18 protein-coding genes are annotated in these 21,265 nt (G+C 69.2%); 6 read left to right on the forward strand and 12 right to left on the reverse strand.

The window, feature by feature from the left end; genetic code table 11:
* On the forward strand, window positions 1-1,010 hold a 1,010-nt coding region (locus CCN51_RS30780; RefSeq protein WP_245881709.1), incomplete at its 5' end, for a LacI family DNA-binding transcriptional regulator.
* A 266-nt stretch (window positions 1,011-1,276) separates the two neighbouring features.
* Here the strand turns inward: CCN51_RS30780 and prcA are convergent.
* From prcA to arc, 6 genes are all read right to left on the reverse strand, one after another.
* The gene (gene prcA / locus CCN51_RS30785) at window positions 1,277-2,056 is read right to left on the reverse strand and encodes a proteasome subunit alpha (RefSeq protein WP_014181050.1); all 780 of its coding nucleotides are present in this window, start codon (window positions 2,054-2,056) and stop codon (window positions 1,277-1,279) included.
* A 54-nt stretch (window positions 2,057-2,110) separates the two neighbouring features.
* Entirely contained in the window at window positions 2,111-2,956 is an 846-nt protein-coding gene (gene prcB, locus CCN51_RS30790) for a proteasome subunit beta (RefSeq protein ID WP_043487968.1), read from the reverse strand.
* Window positions 2,908-3,513 (reverse strand): endonuclease VII domain-containing protein, encoded by a 606-nt coding sequence (locus CCN51_RS30795; protein WP_014181048.1) that lies wholly within the window; start codon window positions 3,511-3,513, stop codon window positions 2,908-2,910. The genes prcB and CCN51_RS30795 overlap by 49 nt, the downstream gene beginning before the upstream one ends.
* Before the next feature lie 51 nt (window positions 3,514-3,564).
* A complete protein-coding gene (locus tag CCN51_RS30800) occupies window positions 3,565-3,783 on the reverse strand; it encodes a ubiquitin-like protein Pup (protein ID WP_014181047.1) in 219 nt (72 codons plus the stop codon).
* A gap of 136 nt (window positions 3,784-3,919) precedes the next feature.
* Window positions 3,920-5,431 (reverse strand): depupylase/deamidase Dop, encoded by a 1,512-nt coding sequence (gene dop, locus CCN51_RS30805; RefSeq protein WP_014181046.1) that lies wholly within the window; start codon window positions 5,429-5,431, stop codon window positions 3,920-3,922.
* Window positions 5,432-5,720: 289 nt separating this feature from the next.
* Entirely contained in the window at window positions 5,721-7,487 is a 1,767-nt protein-coding gene (arc, locus tag CCN51_RS30810) for a proteasome ATPase (RefSeq protein ID WP_014181045.1), read from the reverse strand.
* Between the two features lie 255 nt (window positions 7,488-7,742).
* Between arc and CCN51_RS30820 the strand changes: the two genes are divergently transcribed.
* Window positions 7,743-8,033: a ferredoxin gene (locus CCN51_RS30820; RefSeq protein WP_086013777.1), complete on the forward strand. Its 291-nt coding sequence runs from the start codon at window positions 7,743-7,745 to the stop codon at window positions 8,031-8,033.
* Between the two features lie 4 nt (window positions 8,034-8,037).
* Here the strand turns inward: CCN51_RS30820 and CCN51_RS30825 are convergent, their stop codons facing one another.
* From CCN51_RS30825 to CCN51_RS30835, 3 genes are all read right to left on the reverse strand, one after another.
* Entirely contained in the window at window positions 8,038-8,685 is a 648-nt protein-coding gene (locus tag CCN51_RS30825; RefSeq protein ID WP_014181043.1) for a hypothetical protein, read from the reverse strand.
* Window positions 8,686-8,839: 154 nt separating this feature from the next.
* Window positions 8,840-9,781, reverse strand: coding sequence for a tRNA (adenine-N1)-methyltransferase (locus CCN51_RS30830; RefSeq protein WP_014181042.1), 942 nt, complete (start codon window positions 9,779-9,781; stop codon window positions 8,840-8,842).
* Between the two features lie 53 nt (window positions 9,782-9,834).
* Complete coding sequence (locus tag CCN51_RS30835; protein ID WP_014181041.1) at window positions 9,835-11,076, reverse strand: site-2 protease family protein; 1,242 nt, start codon at window positions 11,074-11,076, stop codon at window positions 9,835-9,837.
* 129 nt (window positions 11,077-11,205) lie between these two features.
* On the opposite strand from CCN51_RS30835, the gene CCN51_RS30840 reads away from it, so the two are divergent.
* Both CCN51_RS30840 and CCN51_RS30845 read left to right on the forward strand, forming a co-directional pair.
* Window positions 11,206-12,132, forward strand: a complete 927-nt coding sequence (locus CCN51_RS30840; RefSeq protein WP_063647573.1) for a RecB family exonuclease — start codon at window positions 11,206-11,208, stop codon at window positions 12,130-12,132.
* A gap of 21 nt (window positions 12,133-12,153) precedes the next feature.
* Complete coding sequence (locus tag CCN51_RS30845) at window positions 12,154-12,825, forward strand: response regulator (RefSeq protein WP_014181038.1); 672 nt, start codon at window positions 12,154-12,156, stop codon at window positions 12,823-12,825.
* 143 nt (window positions 12,826-12,968) lie between these two features.
* On the opposite strand, the gene CCN51_RS30850 is transcribed toward CCN51_RS30845, so the two are convergent.
* The 3 genes from CCN51_RS30850 to metH form a co-directional block, all read right to left on the reverse strand.
* The gene (locus CCN51_RS30850) at window positions 12,969-14,573 is read right to left on the reverse strand and encodes an ABC transporter substrate-binding protein (RefSeq protein WP_014181037.1); all 1,605 of its coding nucleotides are present in this window, start codon (window positions 14,571-14,573) and stop codon (window positions 12,969-12,971) included.
* Window positions 14,574-14,913: 340 nt separating this feature from the next.
* Window positions 14,914-15,615: an HAD family hydrolase gene (locus CCN51_RS30855; protein WP_014181036.1), complete on the reverse strand. Its 702-nt coding sequence runs from the start codon at window positions 15,613-15,615 to the stop codon at window positions 14,914-14,916.
* A 194-nt stretch (window positions 15,616-15,809) separates the two neighbouring features.
* A complete protein-coding gene (gene metH / locus CCN51_RS30860; RefSeq protein ID WP_014181035.1) occupies window positions 15,810-19,334 on the reverse strand; it encodes a methionine synthase in 3,525 nt (1,174 codons plus the stop codon).
* 250 nt (window positions 19,335-19,584) lie between these two features.
* Between metH and CCN51_RS30865 the strand changes: the two genes are divergently transcribed.
* Together CCN51_RS30865 and CCN51_RS30870 are read left to right on the forward strand one after the other, a co-directional pair.
* Entirely contained in the window at window positions 19,585-20,349 is a 765-nt protein-coding gene (locus CCN51_RS30865; RefSeq protein ID WP_014181034.1) for an IclR family transcriptional regulator, read from the forward strand.
* Window positions 20,350-20,611: 262 nt separating this feature from the next.
* Window positions 20,612-21,265, forward strand: a 654-nt coding sequence (locus CCN51_RS30870; protein ID WP_086860303.1) for an MIP/aquaporin family protein, incomplete at its 3' end; no start/stop codon positions are given.

Consider the following 21,265-nt stretch of genomic DNA (forward strand, 5'->3'; position numbering starts at 1 on the left):
GTGCGGGCGGGGCTCGGGCGACCAGTCGGGATGTGGCGCGGGTCGCGGGCGTGTCGCAGGCGACCGTTTCGCTGGTCCTGGGCGACAAATGGGCCGGACGCGTGTCGGAACGCACCGCGGCGGCGGTGCGCGCCGCCGCGCGCGACCTCGGATACCGCCCGAACCTCGCGGCGCGCAGCCTCCGCCTCGGTCGGACCAGGACCGCGCTGCTCGTCGTCCCGGCGCTCACCACGGAGTTCTTCGCCCGGGTGTACACCGGCGCCGCGCGCGTGGCCGCCGAGGGCGGCTTCGGGGTGGTGCTCTACCCGTCCCCGGAGGGCGTAGGCCCGGCGCGCGACCCCTTCGACTCGGCGCGCGCCTCGCTCGACGGCGTGATCGCCTCCTCGATGGCAGCGGACGCGCTGGCCGCGGTGCGCGGCGGGGGACTCCCGCTGGTGATGCTCGACAGCTCCCCCGACGAGACCGCCGCGGCGGCCACGGTCAACCTCGACATCGCCGACGGCATGCGACAGGCCGCCGGGCACCTCCTGGGCCTGGGACACCGCCGTATCGCCCATGTCGCGGCGGCCGTGGACACCTGGACCTTCCGGGTCCGCGCACGGGCCCTGGCGGCGGCGGTGGGCGCGGTCCCGGGTGCCTCTCTGCACACCGAGGCAGCCCCCCTGACGGTCGACGAGGGCCGCCGTGCGGCCGAACGGGCGCTCACCCACCCCGGCCCGCGCCCCACGGCGCTCGTATGCGACGACGACATCCTGGCGGCCGGCGCCTGCAAGGCCGCCCGGCGACTGGGGTTGCGGGTGCCGGACGACGTCTCGGTCACCGGCTTCGACGACCTCGCGCTGGCCACGGCGGTCGACCCGGAGCTGACGACGGTACGGCTGCCGGCTGAGGAGGTCGGTGCGGCCGGTATGCGGGCCCTGATGGCAGTCCTGGCCGACGAGCCGGCACGCGACACATCACTCCCGGTTGAACTGGTCCCCCGCGGCTCCACAGCGCCACCACCGCACTAACACCGCCCGCACCCGCCAAGGATTGCGTCAGCATGGCCGACGCCGAGCAGGGCTGGCCGAGTGGCCCCGGTGACGCCGACGGCGCGGTGAGCGATGGCTGCCTGACGCGGCCGAGGGGCGCTGCGCGCCGCTCTTGGCTCCTGGCGCCCAGGTGCGCGACGATCCTGCCTTTCGCGGCTCACCGGCCGGACGGCTGGGCCACAGACACCTCGGCGCGCCTCGGCTGGGGCCGGGGCGCGCCATGGTGGGTGAGGTGGCGGGGAGGGTTACTCCTCCGTCTCGGAGGACTCCTCGGCCGACGTCTCGGAATCGGAATCGGCCTCAGAATCGGCCTCGGCCGAAGCGCTCTCCTGCTCCAGGAGGCGGGTCAGCTGGCTGCCCAGCATCCGCTTGAACTTCCGCTGCTGCGGTCGCGTCCGGTCCACCACCGCGACCTCGAGCTGCTCGGCGGTGAGGCTGCGCTCGCCGCCGTTGCTGTCTCGGGCGAGGGATTCGACGGCCAGTTTCAGCGCCTCGGCAAGGGTCATGCCGTCCACGTGGCGCTGGTCGAGATAGCTGCTGATCTGGTCGGCGTTGCCACCCACCGCGACCGAGCCGTGCTCGTCGACGATGGAGCCGTCGTGCGGCAGCCGGTAGATCTGGTCGTCCTCGGGACCGTCCCCGACCTCGGCGACGATCAGCTCGACCTCATAGGGCTTCTCCGCGGCGCTGGAGAAGATGGTGCCGAGCGTCTGGGCGTAGACATTGGCGAGGCCGCGGGCGGTCACATCGTCGCGGTCGTACGTGTAGCCGCGCAGGTCGGCGTAGCGGACACCGCCGATGCGCAGATTCTCGAACTCGTTGTACTTGCCGACCGCCGCGAAGGCGATCCGGTCGTAGATCTCGCTGACCTTGTGCAGCGCGCGGGACGGGTTCTCCGCGACGAAGAGGATGCCGTCGGCATACTGCAGCACGACCACGCTGCGGCCGCGCGCGATGCCCTTGCGGGCGTATTCGGCGCGGTCGGCCATGGCCTGCTGGGGCGATACATAGAACGGCGTCGTCACCGGCTATCCGTCCCTTCCTGTCAGTGGCGAATGCATTCCGGGTCAACCGTCCCCTCAGAGCAGCGAGGCCCGCGGGCCGTCCGGCTCCTCGAGCCGCCGCTCGTGGATGGTGCGGGCGATCTCGGAGACCTCCGCCTCGGCCAGCCTCTTGAAGCCGTCCTCAGTGATCACCGTGACGATGGGGTAGATGCGCCGGCCAAGGTCGGGGCCGCCGGTCGCGGAGTCCTCGTCGGCGGCGTCGTACAGCGCCTGGACGACGGCGATGGCGGTGTCGGATTCGGTCAGATCCTCGCGGTACAGCTTCTTGAGCGCGCCGCGGGCGAAGAGCGAGCCGGAGCCGGTGGCGGCGAAGCCGTGCTCCTCGGAGCGTCCGCCGGTCACGTCGTAAGAGAAAATGCGGCCCTTCTCACGGTCGACGTCCCAGCCCGCGAAGATCGGGACGACGGCCAGACCCTGCATGGCCATGCCCAGATTGCCGCGGATCATGGTCGACAGCCGGTTGGCCTTGCCCTCCAGGGAGAGGGTGGTGCCTTCCACCTTCTCGAAGTGCTCCAGCTCCAGCTGGAAGAGCTTGACCATCTCCACGGCGAAGCCGAGCGTGCCCGCGATGCCGACGGCCGAGTACTCGTCGGCAGGGAAGACCTTCTCGACGTCGCGCTGGGAGATGAGGTTGCCCATCGTCGCGCGGCGGTCACCGGCGAGCACCACGCCGCCGGGGAAGGTCGCCCCGACGATCGTCGTGCCGTGGGGGGCCTCGAATGCGCCCTGCACCGGGGGGAGCGGGCGCTTCCCCGGGAGCAGCTCGGGCGAGTGGGCGCCGAGGAAGTCCATGAAGGATGAGGAGCCAGGCGTCAGGAAGGCAGCTGGTAGACGCCCGGTGCTACGAGTGTTGGCTTCCACGCGATTCCTTCCAGGTATGTCGCAGCCCGCCTTATCACGTCGGGCCGATCCTTGAACTGCCCCAGTGCCGCGTTGCAGCTGAAGCACAGTACGCCACGGACCCTACCCTTCTCATGGCAGTGATCCACATGTGCGGGCGGAGCCGACAAACATATGCAGCAGACGCCTCCTTGGGAGGCGATCAGCTCGTCACGTTCCGCTTCGGTCATGCCGTACTCACGCTTCAGATGGCCTTGCCGCCCCTGCACCGCCCGGCATGCCTTGCACCGTGTCGACAGGCAGTCAGACGCAGTGGCGTTGCGATGCCACTCACTGTGAGGCTTGATCTCACCACATATCCGGCAAAGCTTGTGCCCAGCCGGGACGTCCACCTTCTCGCGCACAGGCTTTCCCATAGCCTCCCGGCGGCGTCGGTAGTGCGCGGCGCTGTACTCCGCCACGCACTCCCGGCACCGCACCTGAAGGCCGTGACGCCGGTTCCGGTCTCGCGCAAACGCGGTGACCAGCAGGTCCCTCTCGCATCCCGTGCACTGCTTCGAGTTCGGCTTGCCAGCCACTCCCACCCTCCCCGACGCCTTCGACCCGAAGGCAAAAGCGGCTAACGGCCTTTATTGCCCACCCTTTTGCACGAAGGAGCGCACGAAATCCTCTGCGTTAGCCTCGAGTACGTCGTCGATCTCGTCCAGAACGTCGTCCACGTCATCCGACAGCTTCTCGTGCCGCTCCTTGAGATCCTCCGCCGCCTGCGCGTCCTGCGCCTGCTCCTCGACCTCCTCGGTCGTGCGCGACGCCTTCTGCTGTCCGCCGCCGGTGTCCTTTGTCGCCATATCCCTCACCCCGCTCAGTTCGCCCCAGCTTGATTCGATCGGTCAAGATCAGACCCTACAAGCCGGGTCCGACATCGGCCTCGCAGTTGTTACAACGCACCGAGGCCACCTCGATGATTCCCGGCCGCGGCCCATTTCAGCCCCCCGAGAGCACCCGGACCAGTTCCTCGGCGGTGCGGCAGCGGTCCAGGAGCGCCTTGACGTGGTTTCTGGTGCCGCGCAGTGGTTCCAGCGTCGGGACCCGCTGGAGGGAGTCCCGGCCCGGCAGATCGAAGATCACCGAGTCCCAGGAGGCGGCGGCCACGTCGTCGGCGTACTGCTCCAGGCAGCGGCCGCGGAAGTAGGCCCTGGTGTCCTCCGGCGGCTTGCTCCGGGCCCGGGACACTTCGTCCTCGTCCAGCAGCCGCTTCATCTTGCCGCGGGCCGCCAGACGGTTGTACAGGCCCTTCTCGGGGCGCACATCGGCGTACTGGAGGTCCACCAGATGGAGCCGGGCGGCGTCCCACTCGAGGCCGTCACGGCGCCGGTAGCCCTCCATGAGCTCGCGCTTGGCGACCCAGTCCAGCTCGCCGGACAGGCTCATCGGGTCCCGCTCCAGGCGGTTCAGGACGTCCTCCCATCGGGTGAGCACATCCCGGGTCTGTTCATCGGCGTCGGCGCCGAAGCGGTCCTCGACGTACTTACCGGCCAGCTCGAAGTACTCCATCTGGAGCTGCACCGCGGTGAGTGTGCGGCCGCTGCGCAGCGTGACCAGGCGGCGCAGTGTCGGGTCGTGGGAGACCTGGTGCAGGGTGCGCACGGGCTGGTCCACGGCGAGGTCCACGGCGATGAAGCCGTCCTCGATCATCGACAGCACCAGGGAGGTGGTGCCGAGCTTGAGGTAGGTCGAGATCTCGGAGAGGTTGGCGTCGCCGATGATCACATGCAGCCGGCGGTACTTCTCGGCGTCGGCGTGCGGCTCGTCGCGGGTGTTGATGATGGGGCGCTTGAGGGTGGTCTCCAGGCCCACCTCGACCTCGAAGTAGTCGGCCCGCTGACTGATCTGGAACCCGTTTTCATGGCCGTCCTGGCCCAGGCCCACCCGGCCGGCGCCGGTGACGACCTGCCGGGAGACGAAGAAGGGGGTCAGGTGGCGCACGATGTCCGAGAAGGCGGTCTCCCGCTTCATCAGGTAGTTCTCATGCGTGCCGTAGGAGGCGCCCTTGTTGTCGGTGTTGTTCTTGTAGAGGTGGATCGGCTGGGCTCCGGGCATCTGGCCGGCGCGCAGGGCGGCCTCGGCCATGATGCGCTCGCCCGCCTTGTCCCAGAGCACCGCGTCCCTGGGGTTGGTCACCTCGGGGGCGGAGTACTCGGGGTGTGCGTGGTCGACGTAGAGCCGCGCCCCATTGGTGAGGATCACATTGGCCAGGCCGATGTCCTCGTCCGTGAGCTGGCTGGCGTCCGCGGACTCGCGGGCGAGGTCGAAGCCGCGGGCGTCCCGCAGCGGGTTCTCCTCCTCGAAGTCCCAGCGGGCGCGGCGCGCCCGGTGCATCGCCGCCGCGTATGCGTTGACGACCTGGGATGAGGTGAGCATGGCATTGGCGTTCGGGTGGCCCGGGACGGAGATCCCGTACTCCGTCTCGATCCCCATTACTCGCCGTACGGTCATGCGGCCCTCCTTGCCCGGCGCCGCCCCCGGGCGGGTTCGGCGCTCAAGTACCGCTGTGCTTCCGGTCCGTGCGCGGCCCCCGATCCCCCGCACCGCGCTGCCGCGGTACCGAAGAGCCTAGAACCGCTGCACGGCCCTGAGGCGATCATTTCAGTCATTGCTCCGGTCCGGCTCGTAGGTGCCCGCTCGCTGTGCTGACAGGTCCGACATACACATCCGAAATCACGGTCCGAAAAGCGCATCCGGCTGCGGATGCCCCGTCCAGGACATCCGCAGCCGGACCGCGGTGTTACAGGTACTGACCGGTGTTCGCCACCGTGTCGATGGAGCGTCCCGTGTCCGCGCCCTGCTTTCCGGTGACCAGGGTGCGGATGTAGACGATCCGCTCGCCCTTCTTGCCGGAGATCCGGGCCCAGTCGTCGGGGTTGGTGGTGTTCGGCAGGTCCTCGTTCTCCTTGAACTCGTCCACGCAGGCGGCGAGCAGGTGGGAGACCCTGAGGCCCTTCTGGTTGTGGTCCAGGAAGTCCTTGATGGCCATCTTCTTGGCCCGGTCCACGATGTTCTGGATCATGGCGCCGGAGTTGAAGTCCTTGAAGTAGAGGACTTCCTTGTCGCCGTTGGCGTAGGTGACCTCCAGGAAGCGGTTCTCCTCGGACTCGGTGTACATCTGCTCGACGACCGACTGGATCATGCCGCCGACCGCGGCCTTGGGGGACCCGCCGTGCTCGGCGAGGTCGTCCGTGTGGATCGGCAGGGTCTGCGTCAGGTACTTCGAGAAGATGTCCTTCGCGGCCTCGGCGTCCGGACGCTCGATCTTGATCTTCACATCGAGACGGCCGGGGCGCAGGATCGCCGGGTCGATCATGTCCTCGCGGTTGGAGGCGCCGATCACGATCACATTTTCCAGGCCCTCGACACCGTCGATCTCCGAGAGCAGCTGGGGGACGATGGTGTTCTCCACGTCCGAGCTGACACCGGAGCCTCGGGTCCGGAAGAGGGAGTCCATCTCGTCGAAGAAGACGATGACCGGTGTGCCCTCGCTGGCCTTCTCCCGCGCCCGCTGGAAGACCAGCCGGATGTGCCGCTCCGTCTCGCCGACGTACTTGTTCAGCAGCTCGGGGCCCTTGATGTTGAGGAAGAAGCTCTTCCCCGCGGGCTTCCCGGTCACCTCGGCGACCTTCTTGGCAAGGGAGTTGGCCACGGCCTTGGCGATCAGCGTCTTGCCGCAGCCGGGCGGGCCGTACAGCAGCACACCCTTGGGCGGCCGCAGTTCGTGCTCCTTGAACAGGTCGGGGTGGAGGTACGGGAGCTCGACCGCGTCCCTGATCAGCTCGATCTGGTTGCCCAGGCCGCCGATCTTGGTGTAGTCGATGTCCGGGACCTCTTCGAGGACGAGCTCTTCGACCTCGCTCTTGGGCACGACCTCGTAGACGTAGCCGGAGCGGGGCTCGAGCAGCAGGGCGTCGCCGGGGCGGATGGTGATGTCCAGCAGCGGCTCGGCGAGCCGCACCACGCGCTCCTCGTCGGTGTGCCCGATCACCAGGGCGCGCTCGCCGTCCTCAAGGATCTCCTTGAGGGTGACGATGTCCCCGGCGCGCTCGAACTCCATGGCCTCGACCACATTGAGCGCCTCGTTGAGCATGACCTCCTGGCCGCGCCTGAGGTCCTCGAGATCGACGCTCGGGCTGACGTTCACCCGGAGTTTCCGGCCTCCGGTGAAGATATCGGCCGTGCCGTCCTCGTTCGCCTGCAGAAACACCCCGAAGCCGGCCGGCGGCTGCGCGAGCCGGTCGACCTCCTCCTTGAGGGCCACGATCTGGTCGCGGGCCTCACGGAGCGTGTTGGCGAGCCGCTCGTTCTGCGCGGACACGCCCGCCAGGTTTGTCTGCAGCTCGACGATCCGCTCTTCGAGAATCCTCGTGTGCCGCGGAGAGTCGGCGAGCTTGCGTCGCAGGACGGCGATTTCCTGCTCGAGATAGGCAACCTGGCCGGCTGGGTCGTCAGACCCCCGCCCCGGCCGGATGCCGCGGTTGATGTCGTCGTCGTGGGCTGCCACGGTCCTCACCTCCTCCAAGGGGAGCTGGACGCTTCCTGACCCTACCTGGGCCGGTGCGGGTTGAAACCCCTAGATCACAAACCCGGTCGGCGTGTGTCCGATCTTCACCCTTGCGCACTCCCTCACGCCAGGTGAATACCCACCCAACAACATCGGAAAGCGACCGGTTGTATCGTCGAGATGGTCAACACCCGCCAAGGCTGGCGCTATTTAGTCAATGTTGAATCATGTATCAGGGGACGGCAGATCGTGACTGTGCAGAACGAGGAGCTCGGTGACCTTGAGGTCTGGATCGACCAGGATCTGTGCACGGGCGACGGGATCTGTGCCCAGTACGCACCCGAGATCTTCGAACTCGACATCGACGGTCTAGCTTACGTCAAGAGCGCCGACGACGAATTGCTGCAGGACCAGGGCGCGACGACGCGCGTCCCGCTGCCGCTGCTCACCGAGGTCGTGGACTCCGTCAAGGAGTGTCCCGGTGAGTGCATCCATGTACGGCGGGTGTCGGACCGGGTCGAGGTGTACGGGCCCGACGCCGAGTGACGGATCAGACACTGCCCGGAACCGGCAGGGCCTTGAGGACGTACTTGCCGTCCTTCCACTGCCAATTGACTTCGCGCTGAAGGTCCGGACAGCAGCGTGCCACCTGCTCCGAGGAGTAGCCGAGCAGAGTGGCCGAAACCTTGGTTCCGCGCAGCGCGAAATCCTTGATGCTCATCCCTTCCTTGGGATCCAGGAAGGTGGCGACGATCCGCGGCCGCTCCTGGCCGCTGCCGTTCCCCTTGCCGTCCTTGCCGGCCGTCCCGCTGTCGTTGCCGCCCTCGCTGTTCTTGCCGTCCGGCTGCGCCAGCACATACATGCCGCTGGGCGGGGTGCCGGTCTCGGAGTGGCAGCGGACCACGGCCACCGTCTCCGGCCGCCCGTCACCGTCCAGATCGCCCGAGGCGCGGTCCGTGACGTCCAGTTTCGCCGGGCCGCAGTCCACGGGGTAGTCCGCGGTGGTGGGGTCCGGGGCCTTGATCACCGGGGCGCCCGACCCCGGCGCGGAGGCCGTGGAGGTGTCCGTCGTGGCCTTGGCGTCGGAGGGCTGGAGCACCGCGGCCCCGGCGACGACGGCGGCGAGGGCGGCCGCTGTCGCGAGCCAGTGCACCGGCCGGGGGTGGGTGTGCGGGAGGTCCTGGCCCAGAGGCAGCACGCGGCGTGACTCCTGTGAGAGCGGTGGCGTCAGGGGGTGCCCCGCATCGTGCCACATCTCACAGCGCGCGGCCACCGCCTCCCCGCGTAAATCCCGGCGGAAGTCGGTGGCCGCGCCCAGGTGTTGGTGCGGGGTGTGCTGGTACGGGCTTGGGTCAGCCGCGGTCGGCGGAGCCGTTTGTGGCGCTCTCCGCGCCCCCGGCCGCCCCGCCGCCGCTGCCCCAGCCCGCGTAGTCCTCGCCGTAGGCGCCCTTGGCGGGCCTGCGGCGGCGCAGCGGGGGTTCCACGCCGTCCGCGAGGCGGCGGGCGGTGAGCAGGAAGCCGGTGTGGCCGATCATGCGGTGGTCGGGGCGCACCGCGAGGCCTTCGACGTGCCAGGTGCGGACCATGGTCTCCCAGGCCGCCGGCTCGTTGAAGGTGCCGTGCTCGCGGATGGCCTCGACGGTGCGGGCCAGCTGCGTGGTGGTGGCGACGTACGCGCACAGGATGCCGCCGGGGACCAGCGCCTTGGAGACGGGGCCCAGGCACTCCCAGGGGGCCAGCATGTCCAGGATGACGCGGTCGACGTCGGTGTCGGAGAGGTTGTCCTGCAGATCGCCGACGGTGAGCCGCCAGGCGGGGTGCGGGGCGCCGAAGTAGCGCTCCACGTTCTGCTGGGCGATCTCGGCGAAGTCGGCCCGGCGCTCGTAGGAGTGCAGCATGCCCTGGTCGCCGATGGCACGCAGCAGGAAGGTGCTGAGCGACCCCGAGCCGACTCCCGCCTCGACGACGCGCGCGCCGGGGAAGATGTCGGCCATCGCCAGGATCTGCCCCGCGTCCTTGGGGTAGACCACGGCGGCACCGCGTGGCATGGACAGGACATAGTCGGGGAGCAGGGGGCGCAGCGCGAGGTACGCGACGTTTCCCGTGGTACGCACGACGGTTCCCTCAGGGGCACCGATCAGCTCATCGTGGGGGAAGGAACCCTTGTGGGTGTGGAAGTTCTTCCCGGCCTCGAGCGTGAAGGTGTAGTGGCGTCCCTTGGGGTCGGTGAGCTGGACCTGGTCCCCGACCTGGAAGGGCCCGCGACGGCGGGCGGCACCGGTCGGTTCGGACATGCGGCCAGCCTACCGGGCCTGCGGGGACGCGCCGACCGCCGGTCCGGTAAGGCTCAAGAAGGCGTTCTCGCCATGGCCGCCACGAAGGCGCGCTCGACGTCGGCCGTCGACAGGACGCCGTAGATCTCCCCGGTGTCCTCGACCACCAGGTACTCGGTGGCCGGGGTGGCACGCAGGGTGTCCAGCAGCTCCTCGCCCGTGAGCTCGGCGGAGACCCGCATGCCCTCCTTGAGGTCCTGGGCGAGGCCGCTGACGGCGACCCAGGGGCGGCGGTGCTCGGGGACCCCGACGATGGCCGCCTCGCGCACCACGGCGGTGGGCGCGCCCTGGCCGTCGACCACGACGAGGGCGCGCGCCCCGGCCTCGTTCGCCCGGCGCAGCGCCTCCGAGAGAGGGGTGTCCGCCGCGACCGGGACGGCCCGCCGGGTGAGCGTACGGGCCCGCAGGTCCGGAAGGCGCTCGCGCAGCCGGGCCATGCGCAGGCTGTTGCCGGCGCCGGTCCAGATGATCGCGGCGAGTATGGCGGCGAGCAGCGCGTCGGTCAGCGAGTCGACGCTGCCGAAGCCCTCGGCCTCGTCCCCGAACCCGCCGGTCTGGGTGGCCAGCGGCAGGCCCACCAGCACCGCGACCGCGAGCGCCCGGCCGGTCCAGGCCGCGGCGACCGTGCCCGTCATGGGCTTGCCGCTGATCTTCCAGACGACGGCCCGCAGCATCCGGCCGCCGTCCAGGGGGAGGCCGGGCAGCAGGTTGAAGGCGGCCACGATCAGGTTGGAGATCATCAGCCCGGCCAGCAGCACCCCGACCACCGTGTCCGGCTCCACGAACAGCATGCCCAGGTAGAACAGGCCGGAGAGGATCAGGGAGAGCAACGGGCCGACGAAGGCCAGGACGAACTCCCGGCCGGGCGTCTCGGACTCCTTCTCGATCTCCGAGACGCCCCCGAAGAACTGGAGCTGGATCCGGCGCACCGGGAGCTTGAAGCGCAGCGCCGCGACGGTGTGGGCGAGCTCGTGGACCAGCACGGAGGCATAGAAGGCCACCGCGAAGAAGAGCGAGACGATGTAGCGCGCGGCGCCCAGTTCCGGCAGCACCCGCTCCAGTTGGCCGCCGAAGACCCAGGTGATGAGCGCGGCGACCAGGAACCAGCTGGGCGAGACGTAGACGGGCACACCGAACGGCCGGCCCATCAGGAAGCCGCCGCCCGTCTCACGGGGGCGCTGCGGCTTCTCGCCCTCGGGCTCGGTCGTCCGGTCCGATCCCCCGCTGTCGGACTGCCGCTGCCCGCTGTTGTCCACGGTGTCCCCTCGTCGGATGCGTGGTTCGCACCCCTTCTTCGGTATGGTCCCCACGATCATGCAGTGCGAGGACCTCGGACGTCGATGGTATGCGTCCGGCTGTCGGCGGCGGGCCGTAGGGTCTGCGCCATGGGAACCTCCACCGGGAAGGCCGAACGGGCCGATCGGACGCCGCAGTCCGGTCGGTCCTCCGCTGTGCCGCCGGCCGCCTCGCCGTCGAAGCCGTCCTTGTCGCCGTCACGCGCGGCGGACTTCATGCAGTGTCCGTTGCTGTACCGCTTCCGAGTGATCGACAAACTGCCGGAGAAGCCGAGCGCCGCCGCGACCCGGGGCACAGTGGTGCACGCGGTGCTCGAGCGTCTGTTCGATGCCCCGGCCGCGGAGCGCACCGCCCCGCGTGCCCGCTCGATGGTCCCGGGCGAGTGGGAGCGGCTGCTGAAGGCGCGGCCGGAGCTGACGGAGCTGTTCCGTACGGAGGACGGCGCGGAGGAGCCGGAGCGGCTGGAGCAGTGGCTGGCGGATGCCGAGCGGCTGGTCGAGCAGTGGTTCTCGCTGGAGGACCCGACGCGTCTGGAGCCCGCTGAGCGGGAGCTGTACGTGGAGACGAAGCTGGAGGGCGGGCTGACGCTGCGCGGCTATATCGACCGGGTGGACGTCGCGCCGAGCGGCGAGGTGCGGATCGTCGACTACAAGACCGGCAAGGCCCCCGCCCCGCAGTACGCGGCGGGGGCGCTGTTCCAGATGAAGTTCTACGCCCTGGTGCTGTGGCGGCTGCGGGGGGCGGTGCCGCGCCGGCTGCAGCTGGTCTATCTGGGCAGCGGTGATGTGCTGACGTACGACCCGGACGAGTCGGATCTGCTGGCCGTGGAGCGCAAGGTGCGGGCCCTGTGGGAGGCGATCTCGCAGGCGATGGAGACCGGCGTCTTCCTGCCGCGCCGGACCAAGCTGTGCGGCTGGTGCGACCACCAGGCGCATTGCCCGGAATTCGGTGGGACTCCCCCGCCTTATCCGGCGGCCATCGTGCCCGCGCAGTCCGGCAGAATGGGGCAGGTCTAGCGGTCCAGCGAAGGAGAACCTGTGGCTATCCGCGTCCTACTGGTCGACGACCAGCCGCTGCTGCGCACCGGCTTCCGGATGATTCTCGAGGCGGAGCAGGATCTCGCGGTCGTCGGTGAGGCGGGGGACGGTCTGCAGGCCCTGGACCAGGTGCGGGCGCTGCAGCCGGATGTGGTGCTGATGGACATCCGCATGCCGCGGATGGACGGCGTGGAGGCGACCCGGCAGATCACCGGCCCGGGCCGGGACGGTCCGGCCAAGGTGCTGGTCCTCACCACCTTCGACCTGGACGAGTACGTGGTGGAGGCGCTGCGCGCGGGGGCCAGCGGCTTTCTGCTCAAGGATGCGCCCGCTCATGAGCTGGTGCAGGCGATCCGGGTGGTGGCGGCGGGTGAGGCGATGCTGGCGCCGAGCATCACCCGGCGGCTGCTCGACAAGTACGCCGGGCATCTGCCGTCCGGCGAGGAGCCGGTGCCGGACACCCTGCACACCCTCACCGAGCGCGAGGTGGAGGTCCTGAAGCTGGTCGCCAAGGGGCTGTCCAACGCGGAGATCGCGGCGGATCTGTTCGTCAGCGAGACGACGGTGAAGACCCATGTGGGGCATGTGCTGACGAAGCTGGGGCTGCGGGACCGGGTGCAGGCCGCCGTCTACGCGTATGAGAGCGGTCTGGTGCGCCCCGGCGCGCAGTAGCGCGCAAGCCCTCCGCTTCGCTTCAGGGCGCGGCTGCGCACACCGACGAACGTAAGGCCGAGGGCCGTATCCCCCGCCGCCTCCTGGCGGTGCGGGATACGGCCCTCGGCGCTGTCTCGTCCTGCCCAGGTCCCGAGCCGGACTCAGCCGTCGCTGGTGCGGCCGAGCTCCCACAGCTGGAGCATGCTCGAGGCGTCGAGCAGGTACTCGGTCCCCACGACGCCGTCGCGGGCGGCCACGTACTGCTTGCCCTGCCACAGCGGCAGATACGGCACATCGCCCGCGACGAGGTTCTGGATCTTCTGGAGGTCCTTGACCGCGAGGGCCCGCTGGGCCTCCTGCCGGGTCCTGGGGATCAGCTCGTCCTCGATGGTCTTGTTGTGGTATGGGGAGTTGAGCCAGTTGTCCTTGGTGAGGAACGGCGCGACGTAAGTGTCCGCGTCCGGGAAGTCGGGCAGCCAGCCCATGCCGAAGACGGCGTACTCCCGCTTGACGGCGCCCGGGCGGAACTCGGTCCACTTGAGGCCCTTGATCCTGACCGAGAACAGCCCGCTGGCGTTGAGCTGGGCCTGGAGTTTCTTGAACTCCTGGGCCGTCTCCGGACCGTAGTGGTCGGTCGTGTACGTCAGCGTCAGCTGCACCGGGGTGTCGATGCCGGCCTGCTGGAGCACATCGCGTGCGGCGCTGACGTCCGGGTCGCCGTACTCGTTGTGGAACGAGTTGGTGTGCGAGGAGATGTTGTTGGGGACCATCGAGTAGAGCGGTTCGGCGGTCCGCTTGTACACATCGCGCACCAGGGCCTGGCGGTCCACGATGTGCGCGATGGCCTGGCGGACGGCCTTGTTCTTCACCACCGGGGCGGAGGTGTCGAAGACGAGGTAGCGGATGCCCTGGCCGGAGGTCTCCTGGAGCTGGATGCCCTTGATACCGGTGGTGTCCATCCGCTCGATCTGCTCGGGCGAGAAGCCGCGGTTGACCACGTCGATATCGCCCTTGGTCAGGGCCTTCTCCATGGTCTTGGCGTCATCGAAGAAGCGCATCTCGAGCTTGTCGCTGCGCGGCTGGATATCGCCCTGGTACTCGGAGTTCTTGGTGAAGACCACCTTCGTCAGCCGGTTGTTCTGCACCTCGGTCTTCGCCGTGTAGGGGCCGGAGCCCACGATGTCGAAGCCCTTCCGTACCGCGTCCTTCTTGTAGACCTCGCTGTCGAGGATCGCCGCGGCGGGCGTGGTCAGCTTGGACGGGAACGTGGCGTCCGGGCTGGCGAGATGGATGACGACCTCGCGGTCGTTGGGGGTCTCCACCTTGTCCACGTTGGCCAGCAGGGACCACACCCCGCTCTGGTCCTTGATCCGCAGCACCCGCTCCAGCGAGAACTTCACATCGGCGGAGGTCAGATCGTGGCCGTTGGAGAACTTCAGCCCCTTGCGCAGCTTGCACCGGTACTGCTCGCTCTGCCGGTCCCGGAAGCCGCACTGTTCGGCGGCGTCGGGGATGGGGTCGGTTCCGGAGCGGGGCAGTCTCATCAGCGTCTGGAAGGTGCTGTGCAGCACGCTCCAGGAGGCGAAGTCATATGCCTGGGCCGGGTCCAGCGGCGCGGTCGCCGCTTTCGATGCCTCGATACGGTCGGTGCTCCCCACGACGATCGCCCCGTCGTCCGAGCCTGCGCCGTCAGTACCGCCGCACGCGGCGAGCGTGGAGGTCATCAGGCCCGCCAGGACCGGCAGCACCAGCGACTTGCGGTTCATTCTCGGGAGTCTCCCTGCGATCGATCAACTACTCGCGAAGAGATTAGTCCGCGGCGCCAGCCTTACTGGAACACAACGAAGTTGAGGCGTTATCACGCCCCGATAACATGTAACGGTTCACCGATATCCGGACGCCGTCACGTTTCCCATGACATGCCATCAATCCGGACACATAGTGCCGTACAAATCGGACTAGACGGGACTCGGGGCAGAGCCCTACCACCCTGTCGACGGCGGGCGCGGTGAGAAACATCACTTCTTCCGCCATGCAGCGAGACAAGCGGAATTAGGACAGTCCATTTCCCGGTCTGTCCTTAGTCGAAATACGCTCGGTGCGCGATCAGTGCATTCCAGTGATCAGAGTGCGCAAAAACGGGACGTCGACTTCTTCCAGCGAGCCGACGACCGTACGCCCCACGGCGGGTTCGATCATCACCAGCGACGGCACGGCCACCACCTGGCATCCCGCCGCCTCGGCCGCCGTCACCCCGGTCACCGTGTCCTCCACCACCACACAGCGAGCCGGGTCCGCGCCCAGCCCCGCGGCGGCGAAGAGATACGGGTCCGGGTGCGGCTTGGTCCGGCCGATGTCGTCGCCCGCGACCGTGAGCGCGAAGTGCTCCGGGCCGATCGAGCGCAGCACCGACTCCATCACCCGCCGGTGGGAGGCCGAGACCAGCGCGGTGGGCACGCCGTGCGCGGCCAGTTCGGTGAGCAGCCTGCGGGCGCCGGGGAGCAGCGGCACGGTGCCGTCGATCAGCTCGGTGAAGCGGCTGTTCAGCAGCCCGGTCAGCTCGGCGAGCGCGATGTCCGCGCCGGTGGCCTTGATCAGGAAGGAGGCGCTGCGGGTCATGGGGCCGCCGACGACCACCTCGCGGTACTCCTCGGCGAGCGCGTGGCCGAGCTCGGCGAAGATGGAGACCTCCGTGTCCCACCAGATGCCCTCGGTGTCGACCAGGGTGCCGTCCATGTCGAGCAGGACGGCTTGCAGGGCGGAGCCTTCGGCCGTACGAGGCTCGACGGCGGGGATGCTGCTGGTCATCCGATCACCTCCGGGAGAGGGGCACGGAAGCCGGCCGTCTTCCGCGATTCTCGCGACTCTCGCGGTTTTCGCTGGTTTCGCGGTTTTCGCGATGCGGAAGACGACCGGCCTCTACCGGATCGACCAGTCTACGACGGCCCGCCGCGCGGCGCCCGGCGGATTCCCGCCGGTTGCTGCGGAGCGCGACGCAGGCGTCACCGTGCGTTGAAGTACTTGGCTTCCGGGTGGTGGATGACGATCGCGTCGGTGGACTGCTCGGGGTGCAGCTGGAACTCCTCCGAGAGCTTGACCCCGATCCGCTCCGGGCGCAGCAGGTCGGCGATCTTCGCGCGGTCCTCCAGGTCGGGGCAGGCCCCGTAGCCCAGGGAGAAGCGCGCGCCGCGGTACTTGAGGTCGAACATGTCGGTGACGTCCGCGGGGTCCTCGGACGCGAAGCCCAGCTCGGCGCGGACGCGGGCGTGCCAGTACTCGGCAAGCGCCTCCGCCAGCTGCACGGACAGCCCGTGGAGCTCGAGGTAGTCGCGGTAGGAGTCGGCGGCGAACAGCTCGGCGGTGGCCTCGCCGATCTTCGAGCCGACGGTGACGACCTGGAGGCCGACCACATCGGTCTCGCCGGACTCCTCCGGGCGGAAGAAGTCCGCCAGGCACAGCCGCCGACCGCGCCGCTGGCGCGGGAAGGTGAAGCGGGTCAGCTCGCTGCTGTCCGAGTTCAGCAGGACCAGGTCGTCGCCCTTGGACACACACCGGTAGTAGCCGTAGACGACGGCCGCCTCCAGCAGGTTCTCGGTGTGCAGCTTGTCGAGCCAGCCCCGCAGCCGCGGCCGGCCTTCGGTCTCCACCAGTTCCTCGTAGCTCGGCCCCTCGCCGGTACGGGCCTGCTTGAGGCCCCACTGGCCCTTGAACAGCGCGCCCTCGTCCAGCCAGGACGCGTAGTCCGCCTGCTGGATGCCCTTGACCACGCGGCTGCCCCAGAAGGGCGGGGTGGGCACCGGGTTGTCGGTGGCCACGTCGGAGCGGACCGGCCCCTGATCGGGCTCCACCACCGCGACGGCCGCCGCACGCTTGGGGACCCGGCGCTGCTTGAGCTCGGGCAGGGTCGCGCCCGGTACGCCGCGCTTGACGGCGACCAGCGCGTCCATCAGCCGCAGGCCCTCGAAGGCGTCGCGGGCGTAGCGGACCTCGCCCTCGTAGATCTCGTGCAGGTCCTGTTCGACATACGCCCGGGTCAGCGCCGCCCCGCCGAGGATGACGGGGTATTCGGCGGCCAGCTTGCGCTGGTTCAGCTCCTCCAGGTTCTCCTTCATGATCACCGTGGACTTCACCAGCAGCCCGGACATTCCGATCACATCGGCGCGGTGCTCCTGCGCGGCGTCCAAAATGGCCGAGACCGGCTGCTTGATGCCCAGGTTGACCACGTTGTAGCCGTTGTTGGACAGGATGATGTCGACGAGGTTCTTGCCGATGTCGTGGACGTCGCCGCGGACCGTGGCGAGCACGATGGTGCCCTTGCCCGCCCCGTCGCTGTCCTCGGACTTCTCCATATACGGCTCCAGATGGGCCACCGCGGTCTTCATCACCTCGGCGGACTGGAGGACGAACGGCAGCTGCATCTGCCCGGAGCCGAAGAGGTCGCCGACGACCTTCATGCCGTCCAGCAGGGTCTCGTTGACGATGTCCAGGGCGGGCCGCTCCTGCAGGGCCTCGTCCAGGTCGGCCTCCAGGCCATTGCGCTCGCCGTCGATGATGCGGCGCTTGAGGCGCTCCTCCAGCGGCAGGGCGGCCAGCTCCTCGGCCTTGCCGGCCTTGAGGGACTTGGCGGTGGCGCCCTCGAACAGCGCCATCAGCTTCTGCAGTGGGTCATAACCCTCGCTGCGGCGGTCGTGGATCAGGTCGAGGGCGGTGGTGACCTGCTCCTCGTCGAAGCGGGCGATCGGCAGGATCTTGGAGGCGTGCACGATCGCCGAGTCGAGGCCCGCCTTGACGCATTCGTCGAGGAAGACGGAGTTCAGCAGGATGCGGGCGGCCGGGTTGAGGCCGAAGGAGATGTTCGACAGGCCCAGCGTGGTCTGCACATCCGGGTGGCGGCGCTTGAGCTCGCGGATCGCCTCGATGGTGGCGACGCCGTCCTTGCGGGATTCCTCCTGCCCGGTGCAGATGGTGAAGGTCAGGGTGTCGATGAGGATGTCCGCCTCATGGATGCCCCAGTTGCCGGTCAGATCGGCGATCAGCCGCTCGGCGATCTCGACCTTCTTCTGCGGGGTGCGGGCCTGGCCCTCCTCGTCGATGGTCAGCGCGATCAGCGCGGCGCCGTGCTCCTGGGCCAGCCGGGTGACCTTGGCGAAGCGCGAGTCGGGGCCGTCACCGTCCTCGTAGTTGACTGAGTTGATGACCGCGCGGCCGCCCAGCTTCTCCAGGCCGGCGCGGATGACGTCGACCTCGGTGGAGTCCAGCACGAGGGGGAGGGTGGAGGCGGTGGCGAAGCGGCCGGCCAGCTCCTCCATGTCGGCGACGCCGTCCCGGCCGACGTAGTCCACGCACAGGTCGAGCAGGTGGGCGCCCTCGCGGATCTGCTCGCGGGCCATCTCCACGCAGTCGTCCCAGCGGCCCTCCAGCATGGCCTCGCGGAACTTCTTCGAGCCGTTGGCGTTGGTCCGCTCGCCGATCGCCAGATACGAGGTGTCCTGGCGGAACGGAACGGTCTGGTAGAGGGAGGCGGCGCCGGGCTCGGGGCGCGGGGTGCGCTCGGTGGGGGTCAGCTCGCGGACCCGCTCCACGACCTGGCGCAGATGCTCGGGCGTGGTGCCGCAGCAGCCGCCGACCAGCGACATCCCGTACTCGCGCACAAACGTCTCCTGGGCGTCGGCCAGCTCGCCCGGGGTGAGGGGGTAGTGCGCCCCGTCCTTGCCCAGCACCGGCAGGCCGGCGTTCGGCATACAGGACAGCGGGATACGGGAGTGGCGGGCCAGATAGCGCAGGTGCTCGCTCATCTCGGCCGGGCCGGTCGCGCAGTTCAGGCCGATCATGTCGATGCCCAGCGGCTCCAGCGCGGTGAGCGCGGCGCCGATCTCCGAGCCGAGCAGCATGGTGCCGGTGGTCTCCACCGTGACCGAGCAGATCACCGGGGCGTCGGAGCCCGAGGCGTCCAGGGCGCGGCGGGCGCCGAGGACCGCGGCCTTGGTCTGCAGCAGGTCCTGGGTGGTCTCCACCAGCAGGGCGTCGGCGCCGCCGGCGATCAGGCCCTCGGCGTTCGCCTGGTAGGCGTCGCGCAGCACGGTGTACGGGGCGTGGCCCAGCGTCGGCAGCTTGGTGCCGGGGCCGATGGAGCCGAGCACCCAGCGGGGGCGGCCGTCGGCCGCGAATCCGTCGGCGACCTCGCGGGCGACCCGGGCGCCGGCCTCGGACAGCTCGTAGACCCGGTCGGAGATCTCGTACTCGCCCAGCGCGGCGTGGTTGGCGCCGAAGGTGTTGGTTTCCACACAGTCCACGCCGGCCTCGAAGTACTCCGCGTGGACCGAGCGGACGATATCGGGGCGGGTGACGTTGAGGATTTCGTTGCACCCCTCGAGCTGCTGGAAGTCCTCGAGGGTGGGGTCCTGGGCCTGGAGCATCGTCCCCATCGCGCCGTCGGCGACCACCACGCGGGTGGCAAGGGCCTCGCGGAGTGCGCGGACCCGGTCGGCGGGGTCGGTGGCTGCGGACGTAGGCGTATGCGAGGCCATGGGTGAGCTCCCTGGGTGCGACGGCTGTCGGCTTTGCGCCCTCCTCGGCGGAGGGCGCACCAAGCCAGAGTAGCCGCCGGGGCGCTCTCGGCGAGTGGTGTTCCACGTGACGGGACAGCTCGTATGGGGCGGGATGGGCGGTGCCCGCGGGGGATCTTTGATCGTTTACCCTTTCCCCGCTGTACCACGGGGTCGACATGGACCGATAGTGTTCAGCATTGTCGAACCGTAGTGTCAGGAGGGGTGCGCGATGGCACGGACCATCCAGTCGCTCGAGCGAGCTGCCGCGATGCTGCGTCTGCTCGCCGGGGGCGAGCGCCGTCTGGGGCTGTCCGACATCGCCTCGTCGCTGGGGCTGGCCAAGGGCACCGCGCACGGCATTTTGCGCACGCTCCAGCAGGAGGGCTTCGTCGAGCAGGACGAGGCGTCGGGCCGCTATCAGCTGGGCGCCGAGCTGCTGCGCCTGGGCAACAGCTATCTGGACGTGCACGAGCTGCGCGCCCGCGCCCTGGTGTGGACCGACGACCTGGCGCGCTCCAGCGGGGAGAGTGTGTATCTGGGCGTGCTGCACCAGCAGGGCGTGCTCATCGTCCACCATGTCTTCCGCCCCGACGACAGCCGCCAGGTGCTGGAGGTCGGCGCGATGCAGCCGCTGCACTCCACGGCCCTGGGCAAGGTGCTGTCCGCGTACGACCCGGTGGCGCACAGCGAGGCGGCGGAGGCCGAGCGCGAGGCGTTCACACCCCGCACGGTGACCTCCATGGGCGGCTTCGAGTCCGTCCTGGACCTGACCCGGGCGCGCGGCTGGGGCTCGGACGTGGAGGAGACCTGGGAGGGCGTGGCGTCGATCGCCGCCCCGATCCACAACCGGCGCCGGATGCCGGTGGGCGCGGTGGCTGTCGCCGGAGCGGTGGAGCGGGTGTGCAAGGAGGGCGAGCTGCGCTCCGATCTGATCGCCGCCGTGCGGGACTGCGCACGGGCTGTTTCCCGCGATTTGGGCGCCAGTCGCTTCTGAGAGTTACCGGCCGGTATCGGTCGGTTCACCCCTGCTCATCCCGGTACGAGTTTTCAGTCACACGACCCTTGACCTCAGCCTTCACCGTGCAGAAAACTGCCGTTCGTCGGTCGGCATTGTCGAACATCTGACGACAATATTCGCTAAGGTGTGACTCGCCGCGGGCCGACCAGCCCTCACCGAGGGGGCGCGGACCATCGGTTGATTCCCGTGGTACAGCGCTTCCCGGTGTCCATCTGGACGAAGGACAAAGGAGTCGCGGGTGTCCAGCTCCGACATCTTCATTGGCGAGACCATCGGTACCGCCGTACTCATCCTGCTCGGCGGTGGCGTCGTCGCCGGCGTTGTCTTGAAGCGCTCCAAGGCGTTCGGCGCGGGATGGCTGGCCATCACCTTCGGGTGGGGCTTCGCCGTCCTGACCGGCGCGTATATCTCGGCCCCCCTGTCCGGGGCACATCTCAATCCCGCCGTGACGCTGGGCCTCGCGATCGAGGGCGGCACCGAGTGGAGCGATGTGCCGATCTATGTGCTCGGTCAGATGACCGGCGCCGTCATCGGGGCCACCTTGGTGTGGGTCGCCTACCTGGGCCACTTCCAGGCCCATCTGACCGACCGCGAGATCGTCGGCGGCCCCGGCGCCCAGGACACGGCCAAGGCCGCCGCCCAGGCGAAGACCGACGCCGGCCCGGTGCTCGGCATCTTCTCCACCGGCCCCGAGATCCGCAACACGGTGCAGAACCTGGCCACCGAGATCATCGCCACGACCGTGCTGGTGCTGGCCATCCTCACCCAGGGTCTGAACGGGGACGGCCACGGCCTGGGCGTCATCGGCGTGCTGATCACCTCGCTGGTCGTGGTCGGCATCGGCCTCTCGCTCGGCGGACCGACCGGCTACGCCATCAACCCGGCCCGTGAC

The organism is Streptomyces milbemycinicus (assembly GCF_002154605.1).
Lineage (GTDB): Bacteria > Actinomycetota > Actinomycetes > Streptomycetales > Streptomycetaceae > Streptomyces > Streptomyces milbemycinicus.

Bases quoted from the DNA above. Each gene is read 5' to 3' on its own strand.
- CCN51_RS30855 (WP_014181036.1), bottom strand. From the start codon at position 15,615: ATGACCAGCAGCATCCCCGCCGTCGAGCCTCGTACGGCCGAAGGCTCC.
- CCN51_RS30865 (WP_014181034.1), top strand. From the start codon at position 19,585: ATGGCACGGACCATCCAGTCGCTCGAGCGAGCTGCCGCGATGCTGCGT.
- metH (WP_014181035.1), bottom strand. From the start codon at position 19,334: ATGGCCTCGCATACGCCTACGTCCGCAGCCACCGACCCCGCCGACCGG.
- dop (WP_014181046.1), bottom strand. From the start codon at position 5,431: ATGACCGTACGGCGAGTAATGGGGATCGAGACGGAGTACGGGATCTCC.
- CCN51_RS30830 (WP_014181042.1), bottom strand. From the start codon at position 9,781: ATGTCCGAACCGACCGGTGCCGCCCGCCGTCGCGGGCCCTTCCAGGTC.
- CCN51_RS30800 (WP_014181047.1), bottom strand. From the start codon at position 3,783: ATGGCGACAAAGGACACCGGCGGCGGACAGCAGAAGGCGTCGCGCACG.
- CCN51_RS30840 (WP_063647573.1), top strand. From the start codon at position 11,206: ATGGGAACCTCCACCGGGAAGGCCGAACGGGCCGATCGGACGCCGCAG.
- CCN51_RS30850 (WP_014181037.1), bottom strand. From the start codon at position 14,573: ATGAACCGCAAGTCGCTGGTGCTGCCGGTCCTGGCGGGCCTGATGACC.